The following is a 14325-nucleotide window of genomic DNA, read 5'->3' on the forward strand; positions in this document are numbered from 1 at the left end:
GTTTTCGCGGGCTCTGCTGTATCGCATAAAAAACTATTGTCATTAGGTAAAGGGTGGAATAGGCTGATGGCAACGATAAGGAGAGGAATCTGCAAATGAGCGATGTTGCAGAAGTGGTACGCCCCGCGCGCAAGGTCACGACATTGGCGCAGCTGACGCCGAGCCAGATCGAGGCGATCCGCAAGATCCCGGCCGAAAAGGACGCGGTCGTGGTGCCGTTCGGCGCGACGCGTCCCAATGCGATCTTCACCGGGCAAGCGCGCTTCGATCTGGAGCAGGACAGGATATTCCGCCGCTATCCGGCGCCGGTGACCGTCTCAGCGCTGCTCGAACCCGGCAGCATCATGGCGAACGAGAGCTATGGCTTTCCGATGCTGGTCTCGCGTACCCGCGATGGCACGATCAAGGCGTTCGTCAACGCGTGCCAGCACAAGGGATCGAAGCTGCTCGAGGATTGCGCCGTCCATAAACAGGGCCGCGTGACCTGTCCCTATCACGCCTGGACCTATGGCATCGACGGCAAGCTGATCGGCGTGTCGCGCAGCGAAGCCTTTCAGGACTTCGACAAGAGCCAGCGCGGCCTCGCCGAACTCGAAGCGCGCGAATGGGGCGGTATCGTCTATGTCCAGCTAAATCGCGATGTTCCCGCCGACTGGTCGCAGCTCTCGCAGCAGGTGGCCGACGATTTCGACGCGATCGGTATCTCCTCGGCGCATGTCTACGGCCGCAAGGCCTTTGACCTCAAAGCCAATTGGAAAGTCGTCCTCGAACCCTTTCTCGAGGGCTATCATGTCCAGCGGCTGCACGCGGCATCGATCGGCGACAAGTTTCAGGACGCGCCGAACATCGTCGACATGTTCGGGCCGAACATCCGGCAGGTGTCAGGGCGCATCGGCTATATCCCCGAAATGCTCGACGAGGATCCGGCGGCGAATGTCCATAAACTCGTGACGCACGCCTATACGGCGTTCCCTAACTGCGTCGTCGTCACCAGCCAATATTATACCAGTGTCATGCTCCTCATACCGCGCGGCCCCGGCCGCACGACGGTCGAATATTTCATGCTGACGCCCGAGGCGGCCTCCACGCCAAAGGCCGAAGAAGTCTTTGCGCGCTCGTACGAACTTATTCTCGGTGTCTTTGGCGGTGAGGACTTCCGCGCGGCGGAGATCAGCCAGCAGGGGCTGAACGCGGGCGTTCCGGAGGAGACCGTGTATTGCGGTCTCGAGACGAATATCGTGCGCTATTATGAAGCGATCGAAGCGCTTCTGTGATTGTTGAACCGGCGGCAGACCGGATGGAGAGGGACTGAATGGCGCAGACATTGCCCGGCGCGATGGATTGGTGGGCGCGAATGCGGCCTACGCAGCCGGCAGTGGTGCTGGGCGGCGACCGGCTCAGCTACGCCGATTACAAGGCCTGGTCCGACCGGGTCGGGGCAATGCTGGAGGCCGACGGGCTGCAACCCGGCGACCGCGTTGCCATTTGCTCGACGAACAGCCTTGCCTATTGCGCGCTCTTGATGGGGATCATCCGTGCCGGCGGCATTGTCAATCCGGTCAATTTCCGTTTCACCCCGCGCGAAATCCGCGAGCTTTGCGAAACAAGCGAGCCGCGCTTCACCTTTGCGGCACCCGACTTCGAAGCCAATGTGACGGCGGCGGGGCTGACCCCGCGCGCGATGGCCGAGGTCGAGGTGCTGCGCCATGGCGAACCCGCGGCGGTCGCGCATGACCCCGAACCCGATGCACCGGTCGTCATCATCGCGACCAGCGGCTCGACCGCCAAGCCCAAGGGCGTCGTCTTCACCAATCGCTCGATGACCGCCTACGCCGCCAACTGGGCGGTCGAGGAAATCGCATCGTCGCCCGGATCGCGCATCATCAGCCTCGCGCCGCTCAACACTTCGGCGGGCTTCGTCCAGCTGATGCATTATACGGTGCAGGGCTGCACGATCTTCATGGAGCCGGTGTTCGTCCCCGACGCGATCCTGCAATTGCTGCAGGACGAAAAGGTCAATTGTTTCGGCGCGGTGCCGACCTTCTTCGAGGCGCTCGCGCGCTGTCCGGGCTTTGCCGATGCCGACCTTTCGTCGATCCGTCTAGCGACTGCGGGCGGCGCGCGGGTCAGCCGGCAATTGCTCGACGCGTGGAAAGCGAAGGGTATCACGATCCGGCAAATCTACGGCCAGACCGAGATCGGCGGCAATGCGACGATGATGCCCGAGCATCTGGCGATGGATGAGCCCGAGAAATGCGGCTGGGGCTGTGTTTTCATGGACCTGCGCGTCGTGCGCGCCGACGGCAGCGATTGCGATCCGGGCGAGCCGGGCGAGATCGTCATGCGTTCACCGGGAATGATGCAGGGCTATTGGCGCAACCCGGAGGAGACCGCCAAAGTCATTCGCGACGGCTGGCTCTGGTCGGGCGACATCGGCATGCTCGACGAGCATGGTCTCCTCACCTTCGTCGACCGGATGAAGGATCTGATCATCTCGGGCGGGCTCAACATCTCGGCGGCCGAGGTCGAACGCGTCGTGTGCGAATTTCCCGGCGTCGTCGAGGCGCTCGCGATCGCCGCGCCTGACGAGAAGTTCGGCGAGACACCGTTCATCGTCTATCATGGCGTTGCCGAGGTCGATGTCGCGGCGCTGATCGACCACTGCAACACCAACCTCTCGAACTACAAGGTGCCGCGCTATGTTGCCTTCTCGGCCGAGCCGCTGCCGCGCCTCGCCACGGGCAAGCTCTCGAAACCCGCGGTTCGCGAAATCTATGCCCGCGCGCATGAAACGATGGAGCGCGTCCGCTGATGCGCCAGGAGAAAAGCCTATGAACGCGCCCTTGGCTGTCGACGCCGCTGTGCTGCCGCATATCCCGCCGCACCTCGTCTTCGATTTTGACATCTACGCCGATCCGCGCATCGGCGAGGATGTGCAGGGAACCTATGCCGCCGCGCTCGCCGACGCTCCCGATATCTTCTGGACGCGACTCAACGGCGGGCACTGGATCGTCAAAAGCTTCGACGCGATCAGCAAGATCGTACTCGACCCCGAGCATTTTTCGGTGCGCGAGATGCAGATTCCGCGCGTCGAAAAACCACCCTTCTTCATTCCGCTCAGCCTCGATCCGCCCGAAAATCTGCCATATCGCAAGGCAATGATGCCGATGTTTGGGCCGAACGCGATCAAGGCGCTCGAACCACGCATCCGCGAATGGGCTGTCGAGCTGGTCGACGCCGTGGCGGCCAAGGGCGCTTGCGATTTCCAGGCCGATCTGGCGAAGCTGTTCCCCGTCAGCGTCTTCATGGAGCTGATGGGCATGGACCTGTCGCGGCTTCAGGATTTTCGCCATCTCGCCGAAGCATTCTTCTCGGCGCAGAATGACGAGGCCGAAATGGGGCGGCTCAGCGCTGCGATCCTTGGCGAGATGAAGGCGCTGATCGAAAAGAAAAAGGCCGCGCCCGACGACAAGCTGATGTCGCACTTCATTCAGGTCGATGTCGACGGCCGGACGATGAGCGACGACGAGATTCTTGCGATGAGCTTTGTGCTCTTCCTCGGCGGCATGGACACGGTGACGAACGTCACGGGCTTCGCGTTCCAGCAGCTCGCCCAGATGCCCGACGTGCAGGCGCGGCTCGCCGCCGATCCGTCGCTGATTCCCGCCTTTGCCGACGAAGCGGTGCGCCTCTATGGCGTCGTCAACACGCCGCGCCTGGTGGTGCAGGATCAGGCGATCGGGGAGGCGCAGTTTCGCGCTGGCGAGATGGTGCTCAACATCCTCTGCCTCGGCAGCCGCGATCCGGCGAAGTTCGAGCAGCCCAATATCTTTGATCTCGACCGCCGAAAGACCGCGCACCTGACCTTTTCGTCGGGACCGCATCTCTGCGTCGGTCACGTCCTTGGCCGCGCAGAACTGCGCATCCTGACTGAGGAGTGGGTGAAGCGTGTCCCGGCGTTCAATGCCACGCCGGGCGAACGGCACGCCTTTCGTATCGGCACGGTGATGGCGCTCGAAACGCTGCCGCTCGAGTGGACGGTGGCCGCCTGATATGGATGTGATTGACGGTGCCGACGCGCCCTATTGGAACGGATTGGTCGAAGGCCGCCTGATGCTTCCGCGCTGCGGCGGCTGCGGCGACTGGCTGTGGCCGGCGGTCAGCCGCTGCGGCAAATGTGGCAGCGAGGCGATCGAATGGACCGCGCGCGCGATGGCGGGCACGATCTTTTCGTGGACGCGGACCTGGCACCGCTTCGGCTTCACCGAAAGCCTCGACCTGCCGTTCGTCTCGATCGTCGCGACCGTGGATGATTGTGGCATCCGGCTGCTTGGTCGCCTCGACGATCCCGATCGGATCGATCCGGTAATGGGCGAAACAATCACGGGTCGGGTCGGTGCGACACGCGTCGAAAATCGCGACATTCCTACGATTATCTGGAGCCGCGGCTGATGCATCCGCTTTATGGAACCACCGCCGTCGCGGGTATCGGCATGCGCCAGTATAGACGCGGCGCCTCGCCGCTTCCCGAGCAGGGTGTGCTCGTCGAGGCGATCCTTGCCGCCTGCGCCGATGCGGACCTTGATCCCGCCGAGGTCGACGGTTTCGTCTCCTACGGCGACGACAGGAACGAGCCCGTCCGGCTGATGCCCGCGCTGGGCACGCGCGAACTCAAATGGTCGAGCGTCGTCTGGGGCGGTGGGGGAGGCGGCATCGCCGGCGCTTTCGGGTTGGCGGCGGCGGCGATCCTCTCGGGGCAGGCGCGTGCTGTGATCGTTTTCCGCGCGCTGGTCGAAGGGTCGAGTGGGCGGCTGTCGGCGGCCGTCATGGCGCATCACCTGAACGATCATATGCTCGCCGCCGGGATCGTCGCGCCCGCGCAGGTGTGCGCGATCCGCGCCAATCGGATGTACGAACATCATGGCGTGCCGAAATCGGTCGCTGAGGATCTGGTCCGCGCATCCTATTATCATGGCGCGCGCAATCCCGAAGCGGTGGCCTATGGCGACGACCTTGATGTCGAGGGGTTCCGCGATGCGCGCTGGATCGCCGAGCCCTTTCGCCTGTTCGATTGCAGCCGCGAGAATGACGGGGCGGCGGCTTTCCTGATGGTGTCGGCCGAACGCGCGCGCGACCTGAAGAAGGCGCCTGCCTATCTGCTCGGCTGCGCCAATGGGGCCGAGAAGGGGTGGGGTGACCTGCTCGAAAATGACGATGCGGTGCTATATCCGACCGCGGGTTTCCGCTCGATCGCGCGGCGACTCTACGCGGAAACCGGCTTGTCGCCCGCCGATATCGATGTCGTGCAGCTTTACGAGAATTTCAGCGCGCAGGGCGTCGCGTCGCTGATCGATCATGGTTTCTGCACCTATGAAAATGTCGCAGAGGTCGTGCGATTCGACAATCTGATTGCGCCGAGCGGAAAGCTTCCGATCAACACCGGCGGCGGTAATTTCGCGCAAGGCTTCATCCATGGCATCGGCACGGCTTATGAGGCGGTGAAGCAACTCCGCGGCGAATCGTCGAACCCGGTTCCGGATGCGAAAATCTGTCTGCTCGCGGGCGGGCCGGGCGCGCCGACGGTCAGTTCGGCGATCTTCGCGAACGAAATTCCGTAGTCGAGCGATTGATCAGTCGAGCGATTCGCCGATACTGTTCGATTTGATCCGTTCGCGCACGCCGACCAGGAACAGGCGCAGCGATTCGACGAACAATTGCTCGTCGTCGAACGGGTTGTCGGCGATCGCTTTGGCGAGGCTGGGATATTTCTCGCTGTCGACCGCCGGCATCGGTTCGATCCCGCGCGACCGCGCCGACGCTTCGAACAGCGCGGCGCCATAAGTGTATTTTTCGACCGCATCGATGACCGTCATCTGGATCGGCGTCGGATAGGGTTCTTCGGACGCCGCGCGGTCATAGGCGGCGAGCAGCATATGACGCGGGAAATAGCGCAGGATCAGCGGCGCCGCGCCGGGATGCTTGAGCAAGGTCTGGCGTGTCGCGACGCAGCGTGCGATGATCTGCTCCTCGAACGACTGGCCGGTCGCGCTGACCGCCGGCATCTTGACCAGCATGATGCGCGCCACTTCCTGAAGCAGCTCCGACTTGTCCTTGAAATGATGATAAAGCGACGGCGGGCGAACGCCGATCTTCTTGGCCACAAGGCTCAGGCTCAATTCCTCCAGCCCGTGCTCGTCGATGACTTCGAGTGCGGCTTCGGCCGCGTTGCTTCGCGAGATCAGCGGTTTTGAAGGTCGTGCCAAAGGAATATCCTGCTTTCTTCGTCGCTCATGGCAGCGCATCCTGCGAAGTTCCAGCCTAAAAGGATAAGGTTTTGCGTCATCGCAGCATCAGGCCGCCGTCGACCACGATCGATTGGCCCGTGATGTAGGAAGCTTGCGGCGAGGCGAGGAACAACGTTGCCGCCGCGACTTCGGCCGGGGTACCGAAACGGCGCACGGGAATCGCGCGCAGCGTATTGCCGCTCCTGCGTTCGTCGGCGCGCACGCCTGCGGTCATGCGCGTCTCGATGAAGCCGGGCGCGACCAGGTTGACGCGAACGCCGTCGCGCGCCCATTGATCGGCGACGGCACGCGTGAAACCGAGCAGGCCCGTCTTGCTCGCCGTATAGGCAGGAGCATAGCCGATAGCGATGAAGCTGGCGCACGACCCGATATTGACGATCGTTCCGCCGCGTTCGCTGAGGCCTGGAAAGCAAAGATAGCTGAGTTCGACGGCTGCAGAGAGGTTGACCTCGATGACCTGCGAATAGCCCTCCATCGAATATTCGTCAGCGTGCGACTGTCCGGCATTGTTGACAAGAATATCGATCGGCCCCGCCGCCTCGACCAGCCGGGCGCGGTCGGCCGGCACGTCCATCCGCGCCTGCACATAGGCAAAGCGCGCCAGATCGTCGTCATAGGCGTCGGCTGCGGTACGGGTTCCGCTGATGACGACCTCGGCGCCGCTGTCGGCGAACGCCGCGGCGATGCCCAGGCCGATACCTTGCGTCCCGCCCGTCACGAGCACGCGCTTGCCGCTGAAGTTGAGTTCGATCACGTTGCTCTCCCGATAAAACTATTGACGTTAGATAAGGCGAAGCGCAGGCTCTTGGCAAGCAGGAGAGGTTAGGCATGGCGAGCGGCTTGCAACGGACGGTCTATAATGCGCCCGACGGCGTCCGGCTGGTTGCCGATCGCGGCGGCGATCCCGGCGCGCCCGCCGTCATCCTGCTTCATGGCGGCGGCCAGACGCGGCATAGCTGGAGCCGCGCGGTCGATCGCTTGCTCGCCGAAGGATTCCAGGTCGTCAATTTCGACGCGCGCGGTCATGGCGAAAGCGACTGGTCGCCAGCGGGCGCCTATGGTTTGGATGATCGAGCGGCGGATCTGACGGCCGTAACCGAAAGCCTGACTGTACCGTTTGTCCTCGTGGGCGCTTCGCTGGGTGGCGCGACGTCGATCGTCGCTATCGACCGGGGACTCCGGCCGGCGGGATTGGTGCTGGTCGATATCGTACCCGAACCCGATGCGCGAGGCGTCGATCGCATCGTCAGCTTCATGCGCGGCAATCCCGATGGCTTTGCGACGGTGGACGAAGCCGTGTCGGCGGTCGCCGTCTATAATCCGGCGCGCGAACGCCCGGCGGACAGCCGCGGCTTGATGAAAAATCTGCGCGAAGGTGCCGATGGGCGGTTCCGGTGGCACTGGGACCCGCGCATCGTCGACGCCCCGCCCGAGGCGCTCCATCCGGTCGTCCGCCAAGCCGCCGAGCGCTTCGCGGCGCTCCCCGACCTGCCGGTCCTGCTCGTTCGCGGGCTGGCGAGCGACGTCGTCGGCGACGCGGGTATTGCCGCGTTTCGCAAACAGGTTTCGCGGCTCGAACTGCTCGACGTCGCGGGGGCAGGGCATATGGTTGCGGGGGATCGCAACGATGCTTTCAACGACGGGGTAATCGCCTTCGCCCGCCGGGTCTTGCGCGCCGCGTCGCGATGAAATCTCAAAAAATCATTCTATAACAATGATATAATATATGAGGTTGCAAACCTTACGGCGTTATATTTTCCGATTGACATTAAATCTAATGAGCATAGATTAATTGGCAAGGCTGCGGATGACGGCCTGCTTTTTGGAGAGGACCGTTATGGATCGCAGTGTTTCGCTTCGCGCTGTTCGCAATGCCTGCCTGGCTTCGGTCGTCGTTGCCGCCGGGATGGCTTTCCCGGCCCTGGCGCAGACGGCACCGGCCGACGCCGCGCCCGGGACCGACGAGACCGCGAATGTCCCCGCCGACGGCGAAATCATCGTCACCGCGCGCCGCCGCGATGAACGCCTGATCGATGCGCCGGTCGCGATCACTGCGCTCGGCGGTGCGGCGCTCGACAATTATGCCGTCACTGATTTCAGCGACATGGCCTCGCTCGTTCCGACGATGGTCGCGGGCAAGGCGGCATCGGGTTCGTCGGCCAGCATCTTCCTGCGCGGGGTCGGATCGACCGCGCTCAGCGCCGGCTTCGACCAGTCGGTATCCTTCGTTGTCGACGGTATGCCGATGAGCCGCGGCCGCGAGATCGGCCTCAGCCAATATGACGTCCAGCGCGTCGAAGTGCTCAAAGGCCCGCAGGCGCTGTTCTTCGGAAAAAATGCCACCGGCGGCCTGATTTCGGTCACCACGAACAGCCCGAAAGACGTTTTCGAAGCGGGATTCAAGGCGGGTTACGGTTTCGAGGCGAAAGAGAAATATGGCGAGGGCTATATCTCCGGCCCGCTCGCCGATGGCCTGCGCGCACGTCTGGCCTTCCGCGTTGCCGACAGCGACGGTGCGTTCACGAACAGCGCCGCGGCGACCTATCTCGATCCGCTCGGCATGGAGCGGCATCGCAACAGCAAATATCGCGGCGGCGGCCGGACCTACAGCGGGCGCGCGACGGTCGAGTGGGACGCAACCGACAATCTGACCTTCCAGGTGAAGACCGGCTACACCGACCAGAAGGATGGCGGGCCGACCGACATTCTCGAACGTCTCTGCGGCGGCGGGCGCACCACGCCCTTCTCACCCGACCCCTTTGGCTCGGGCACCGGCATCCCGCCGAGCCCCAATGCCGATTGCGCGATCGACGGCCGGGCGGATAGTTCGACACTGCCGCAGGCGGTGGCGGACGCCAATTTCCGCTACGCCGGCGATGGCCATATGTATTCGCGGTTGAAGTCGGGTTACGGCATCCTCACCGCGACGCTGACCAGCGACGTGTTCGACGTCACCTCGATCACCTCCTATTATCGCTTCAAGCAGACCGACCTCAACAATGTGTCGGGCGAAGCCTATCCGGCGAGCTTCTCGCAACTCGCCGATTACCGGCAGACGTCGGAAGAGCTCCGCTTCCAGTCGAAATGGGACGGCGCGGTCAACGTGCTGTTCGGTCTCTTTGCGTCGAGCAACAAGTTCATCTTCAACACCGACGCCTATATTTTCCCGGTGCCGGTCAGCCCGGTGACCGACACCTATGTCACCTTCAAACGTGATAACGGGTTCAAGGGCAGCTCAATGTCGGCGTTCGGCGAAGTGACCGCCAACCTGACGGATTCGATTGAACTCGCGGGTGGCGCGCGCTGGAGCTATGAATCGCGCGACAGCTATCAGGCGTCGTTGCCGGCGCATCTCGGCTTTGCGGCGGCGTTCCCGGCCGGGCTGCGCCTCGACGACCGCTATCGCGAAACCGACGTCTCGCCGCAGGTCACCCTCCGCTACAAGCCTTCGCGCGATCTGACCTTCTATGCCGCCTATAAGGAAGGTTTCAAATCGGGTGGGTTCAACATTTCGCAGACGCTGACCCCTGCGGCGACCGTCGGGGCGGGCGAATATGGTGCCGAACGCGCCCGCGGCGGCGAAGTCGGCGCGCGGGCTATCCTGATGGGCGGCGCGCTGTCGCTCAACGCCACCGCCTATTATTACGACTATCTCGATCTGCAGGTGCAGAATTTCGACCCCGTCACCATCGGCCAGGTCGTGGCGAACGCGGGTACGCTGCGCGTCAAGGGGATCGAGGGCGATTTCAACTGGCGCTCGGGCGGATTTTCGCTACGCGGCGCCGCGGCGTTCAACGACGCTTCGTACAAGGATTATATCGGCCAATGCTATGGCGGCCAGACGGTCGCGGCGGGATGCAACCTGCTCGCACCCGCGCCGGGCGCTGCCTTTACCAGCCAAGACTATGACGGCCGAACGCCGCCCAAGGCACCGCGCTTTGCCGGGCGGATCGGCGCGAGCTACGATATGCCGCTGACGGCATCGGGCTGGACGCTGCAACTGTCGAGCGACGTCAGCTACACGGGAAAATATAATTTCACCGACACCCTGCGTCCCGACGGCGTGCAAAAGGCTTACACGAAAATCGACGCGGCCATCCGCGTCAACGGACCCGACGATCGCTGGACCCTGGGCGTCATCGGCCGCAACCTGACCAACAAGCTGGTGGTCACGGCGGCAAATGATATTCCGTTCGCGGGGGGAACGGGGACGGGCACCGCCGAACCGGGCGTGCTTGCCGATATGTCGGCCTTTGTCGACAATCCGCGGGAAATCTATGTCGAGGTCGGCTTCAAATTCTGATCGAACAGTGTCGCCGACGGGAAGTTACGCATACGGCATGATCGACCTCGTGCCCGGACTCCGGGGCACGACCAAGGCTGGGATACCGGCCGGGAAGAGCATGTTCGCGCGAAACGCTCGTCGATGCCTGCTTCCGGTGAGAAGGAGCGTTGTCCGCGGGGCTGTTGATTCGCCGCGAATATGCCGATAGCAGACTGCCGCCGGCGAATGCGCGATCCGGTTTGTCGCACCGGCTGCCTGCAATAGGATATGCTGTCTTGCCAGGCGTTTCGGCGAGATGGGATTTGCTGGCTTCGCATGACACCGGCGGCGTCGGTATTCGTTCCGAAACAAGGTAGCGCGCGTGGATATTTCGCAACTCAAGACGATCATTCACGTCGCGGAACTGGGCAGTCTGAGCAAGGCGGCCGACCGCCTCAATATCGCGCAGCCGGCGCTGAGCCGTCAGGTCCGGCTGCTCGAATATGAACTCGGCACGCAATTGTTCACGCGGCACGGACGCGGCATGGTGATTACCGAGTCCGGGCAGAGGGTGCTTGAGCATGCCGTCCGCATCATGGCCGAACTGGATGCGATCCGCAGCGACGTGACCGGCGAGGGCAAGGGCTATCGCGGCATCGTGGCGCTCGGCATGCCGCCGACGGTCGCCGAGATCGTCACCGTACCGCTGGTGCGTAAGGTTGGCGAGGCCTATCCCGAGCTTTCGCTGCGCCTCTCATCGGCGTTCAGCGGGCATCTTGTCGACTGGCTGCATCGCGGCGTGATCGACGTCGCCGTCTCCTACGAGCCCGAATTGCTGCATTCGCTGCGCGTGGTGCCGGTCCTGTCGGAAGACCTGCTGCTCGTCGGCCCGGCGGGGCTGGGGCTCTCGCTCGAAACGCCGGTCGGTTTTCGCGATCTTGCCGGCCGCCGGCTGGTGCTGCCAAGCCCGGCGCATGGCCTGCGCATGCTGGTCGAGGACATTGCGCGGCGCGAGGATGTCCAACTCAGCACCGCCGTCGAGGCCGATTCCTTCGGTGCGATGATCAACCTCGTGCAAAGCGGGATCGGCATGACGATCCTGCCGCTTGCACCGATCTACGACAAGGTGCGCGCGGGTGATCTGTGCGCGGCACCGATCGTGTCGCCGACGCCGACGCGCCGCATCGTGATCGCCCATTCCGCCGACCGCCCGCTCAGCCCGGCGGCGCGCTTCGTCGGCGAGGCGTTTGTCGAGATCGTCGAGGAAATGATCCGGCGTGGCGCCTGGATCGGTTCGATCAATGCCGAGGCGGACGTCGCCTGACGGTGCGGCTATTGCATAGCTGATAGATTCAATCGTTGCTGGACGCTGCGCGCGCTGCCCGGAATGGACGTCGTCCTGAAAGGGTAGCCCGATGAACAACGCGCAAGAGAGTTTTCCGGAAATTCGCGAGGCGGTCCGCCGGCTCTGCGCCCGGTTTCCGGGCGAATATTGGCGGGAACTCGACCGGGAGCGTGAATATCCCGCCGCGTTCGTGCGGGCGCTGACCGAAGCGGGCTTCCTCTCGGTGCTGATCCCCGAGGAATATGGCGGTTCGGGCCTGGGCTTGCAGGCGGCGACCGCGGTGCTGGAGGAAATCCACCGTTCGGGGTGCAACGGCGGTGCCTGCCACGCACAGATGTACACGATGGGCACCCTGTTGAAACATGGATCGGAGGCGCAGAAGCAGGCCTATCTGCCCGCAATCGCTAGCGGCGAACTGCGCCTCCAGGCCTTCGGCGTGACCGAACCCACCGCAGGCACCGATACCACGCGTATCCGCACCTTTGCCAAAAGAGTCGGCGATAACTATATTGTCAATGGTCAGAAAATCTGGATCAGCCGCGCCGAGCATTCGGACCTGATGGTCCTGCTTTGCCGCACCACCCCGCGCGAGGAATGCGCCAAGCCTTCGGACGGCATGAGCGTGCTGCTCGTCGACATGTGTCGGGCCTTGGACAATGGGCTCACCATCCGTCCGATCCGCACGATGCTCAATCACGCCACGACCGAGTTGTTTTTCGACGACCTCGAAGTGCCCGCGGCCAATCTGATCGGCGACGAAGGTAAGGGATTTCGCTACATCCTCTCGGGGATGAACGCCGAACGCATCCTGATCGCGTCCGAATGCATCGGTGACGGCCGCTTCTTCATCGATCGTGCCGCCGCCTATGCGCGCGAGCGGAGCGTCTTCGGCCGGGCGATCGGCCAGAACCAGGGGGTCCAGTTTCCCATTGCGCGTGCCCATGTGCAGCTCGCCGCCGCGGCGGGAATGGTCGACCAAGCGGCGCGGATGTTCGACGCCGGGCTGAGCGGCGGCACCGAGGCCAATATGGCCAAGATGCTGGCATCGGAAGCAAGCTGGGCGGCCGCCGACATGTGTGTGCAAACCCATGGCGGCTTCGGTTTCGCCGAAGAATATGACATCGAGCGCAAGTTCCGCGAGACGCGCCTCTATCAGGTCGCGCCGATCTCGACCAACCTGATCCTCAGCCATGTCGCGACGCATGTGCTGGGGTTGCCCAAGAGCTTTTAGAGCCTCTGCCCCGCCGTCATGAAGAGAATTCCGCGCGCAGGCTCGCCCCCTGTTCGTCGAGCGCGGGCACGCGCGAGGGCAGGTCGCCGTCGCGCCCGGCGGGGCGGGGCAGTGTCGCTTCGCCGCCCGGAAGCGTGCAGGCAATGCCCCGCAGCGCGGCATGTCGAAGCACATCCGCGACCGCAGACACCCGTCCCCAGGCGATCTGGCAGCGCTCGAGCGCGTCGATCGCCTCGCCGCAAGTCCAGCCCGCGAAACGCGCGGCGATGAGGTCGGTCAGCGCGGCGCGATGCGCCACGCGCACGGGATTGTCGTGGAAACGGGGGTCCGTGGCCAGTTCGGGCTTCGCCATCACACCCGTGCAAAAGCGAACCCATTCGGCGGGGGATTGCACCGCAACGACCAGGTCGCCGTCACTGCAGCTGAAAGTGCCATAGGGAAAGATCGCGGCGTGGGCGAGCCCGCAGCGCGGCGTGTCGCGGCCGCCGTAAGCCTTGTGCAGCATCGGCACCGCCATCCAGTCGGCCATTCCGTCGAACATCGCGACCTCGATCGCGCGGCCGATGCCGCTGCGGCCGCGCGCGATCAGGGCTTCGAGAATCGCGGCATGGGCGTTCATACCCGCCCCGATGTCGGCAATCGAGACGCCGACCTTCGCCATTGCATCCGGCGTGCCGGTGACTGCGCAAATCCCGCTCTCCGCCTGCACGAGCATATCATAGGCTCGCATATCGGCGTAGCCGCTGTCCTGCGCATAGCCACAGACGTCGACTGCGATCAGGGCTGGAAAGCGCGCGTGCAACTGCTTCGCATCGAGCCCGAGCCGCGCGGCCGCGCCCGGCGCCAGATTCTGGACGAATATGTCGGCGCGCGCCAGCATCCGCTCGATCAAGCTGCGGTCGCCGGCATCCTTTACATCGGCGACGATGCTTTCCTTGCCGCGATTGAGCCAGGCGAAATAAGCCGACGTGCCGTGGACTGCCTTGTCATAGTGGCGCGCGGTCTCGCCGCCGGCGCGCTCGATCTTGATCACCCGCGCGCCGCCGTCGGCAAGCCGCGCGGTGCACAAGGGCGCGGCGACCGCCTGTTCGATCGATACGACGGTCAGTCCCTGTAGCGCGCCGGTCATGCGGCCTGCCCGGAGCGGAAAATCTGGTCGGGATGATCTGTCATGGCACCG

12 protein-coding genes are annotated in these 14325 nt (G+C 63.8%); 9 read left to right on the forward strand and 3 right to left on the reverse strand.

Features of this window, described 5'->3' with window-relative positions; translation table 11 throughout:
* Positions 1–95: 95 nt before the first annotated feature.
* From FHR22_RS03050 to FHR22_RS03070, 5 genes are read left to right on the forward strand one after another with little or no spacing between them, the layout of a single operon-like run.
* Positions 96–1274 (forward strand): aromatic ring-hydroxylating oxygenase subunit alpha, encoded by a 1179-nt coding sequence (locus FHR22_RS03050; protein WP_166938811.1) that lies wholly within the window; start codon positions 96–98, stop codon positions 1272–1274.
* A 38-nt stretch (positions 1275–1312) separates the two neighbouring features.
* Positions 1313–2812, forward strand: a complete 1500-nt coding sequence (locus tag FHR22_RS03055; protein WP_166938813.1) for a class I adenylate-forming enzyme family protein — start codon at positions 1313–1315, stop codon at positions 2810–2812.
* A 19-nt stretch (positions 2813–2831) separates the two neighbouring features.
* On the forward strand, positions 2832–4052 hold the full coding sequence (locus FHR22_RS03060; protein WP_166938816.1) for a cytochrome P450: 1221 nt from the start codon (positions 2832–2834) through the stop codon (positions 4050–4052).
* Between the two features lies 1 nt (position 4053).
* On the forward strand, positions 4054–4452 hold the full coding sequence (locus tag FHR22_RS03065; RefSeq protein ID WP_166938818.1) for a Zn-ribbon domain-containing OB-fold protein: 399 nt from the start codon (positions 4054–4056) through the stop codon (positions 4450–4452).
* Entirely contained in the window at positions 4452–5618 is a 1167-nt protein-coding gene (locus tag FHR22_RS03070; protein WP_166938821.1) for a thiolase C-terminal domain-containing protein, read from the forward strand. Before FHR22_RS03065 ends, FHR22_RS03070 begins: the two co-directional genes overlap by 1 nt.
* A gap of 12 nt (positions 5619–5630) precedes the next feature.
* On the opposite strand, the gene FHR22_RS03075 is transcribed toward FHR22_RS03070, so the two are convergent.
* Positions 5631–6263, reverse strand: coding sequence for a TetR/AcrR family transcriptional regulator (locus FHR22_RS03075; RefSeq protein ID WP_166938823.1), 633 nt, complete (start codon positions 6261–6263; stop codon positions 5631–5633).
* A 76-nt stretch (positions 6264–6339) separates the two neighbouring features.
* On the reverse strand, positions 6340–7059 hold the full coding sequence (locus FHR22_RS03080; RefSeq protein WP_341786541.1) for an SDR family NAD(P)-dependent oxidoreductase: 720 nt from the start codon (positions 7057–7059) through the stop codon (positions 6340–6342).
* A gap of 74 nt (positions 7060–7133) precedes the next feature.
* Here FHR22_RS03080 and FHR22_RS03085 point away from each other — a divergent pair, with 74 nt between their 5' ends.
* The 4 genes from FHR22_RS03085 (at position 7134) to FHR22_RS03100 (ending at position 13145) form a co-directional block, all read left to right on the forward strand.
* Complete coding sequence (locus tag FHR22_RS03085; RefSeq protein ID WP_166938826.1) at positions 7134–7994, forward strand: alpha/beta fold hydrolase; 861 nt, start codon at positions 7134–7136, stop codon at positions 7992–7994.
* 148 nt (positions 7995–8142) lie between these two features.
* Positions 8143–10608, forward strand: coding sequence for a TonB-dependent receptor (locus FHR22_RS03090; RefSeq protein ID WP_243853433.1), 2466 nt, complete (start codon positions 8143–8145; stop codon positions 10606–10608).
* A 343-nt stretch (positions 10609–10951) separates the two neighbouring features.
* Positions 10952–11893, forward strand: coding sequence for a LysR substrate-binding domain-containing protein (locus tag FHR22_RS03095; RefSeq protein WP_166938828.1), 942 nt, complete (start codon positions 10952–10954; stop codon positions 11891–11893).
* Positions 11894–11984: 91 nt separating this feature from the next.
* On the forward strand, positions 11985–13145 hold the full coding sequence (locus FHR22_RS03100) for an acyl-CoA dehydrogenase family protein (protein WP_166938830.1): 1161 nt from the start codon (positions 11985–11987) through the stop codon (positions 13143–13145).
* A 16-nt stretch (positions 13146–13161) separates the two neighbouring features.
* On the opposite strand, the gene FHR22_RS03105 is transcribed toward FHR22_RS03100, so the two are convergent.
* Positions 13162–14274, reverse strand: a complete 1113-nt coding sequence (locus FHR22_RS03105; protein WP_166938832.1) for a CaiB/BaiF CoA transferase family protein — start codon at positions 14272–14274, stop codon at positions 13162–13164.
* Between the last annotated feature and the right edge of the window lie 51 nt (positions 14275–14325).

It is taken from the genome of Sphingopyxis panaciterrae (assembly GCF_011762125.1).
Lineage (GTDB): Bacteria > Pseudomonadota > Alphaproteobacteria > Sphingomonadales > Sphingomonadaceae > Sphingopyxis > Sphingopyxis panaciterrae.

Bases quoted from the DNA above. Each gene is read 5' to 3' on its own strand.
- FHR22_RS03060 (WP_166938816.1), top strand. From the start codon at position 2,832: ATGAACGCGCCCTTGGCTGTCGACGCCGCTGTGCTGCCGCATATCCCG.
- FHR22_RS03065 (WP_166938818.1), top strand. From the start codon at position 4,054: ATGGATGTGATTGACGGTGCCGACGCGCCCTATTGGAACGGATTGGTC.
- FHR22_RS03050 (WP_166938811.1), top strand. From the start codon at position 96: ATGAGCGATGTTGCAGAAGTGGTACGCCCCGCGCGCAAGGTCACGACA.
- FHR22_RS03055 (WP_166938813.1), top strand. From the start codon at position 1,313: ATGGCGCAGACATTGCCCGGCGCGATGGATTGGTGGGCGCGAATGCGG.
- FHR22_RS03085 (WP_166938826.1), top strand. From the start codon at position 7,134: ATGGCGAGCGGCTTGCAACGGACGGTCTATAATGCGCCCGACGGCGTC.
- FHR22_RS03105 (WP_166938832.1), bottom strand. From the start codon at position 14,274: ATGACCGGCGCGCTACAGGGACTGACCGTCGTATCGATCGAACAGGCG.
- FHR22_RS03100 (WP_166938830.1), top strand. From the start codon at position 11,985: ATGAACAACGCGCAAGAGAGTTTTCCGGAAATTCGCGAGGCGGTCCGC.
- FHR22_RS03090 (WP_243853433.1), top strand. From the start codon at position 8,143: ATGGATCGCAGTGTTTCGCTTCGCGCTGTTCGCAATGCCTGCCTGGCT.
- FHR22_RS03070 (WP_166938821.1), top strand. From the start codon at position 4,452: ATGCATCCGCTTTATGGAACCACCGCCGTCGCGGGTATCGGCATGCGC.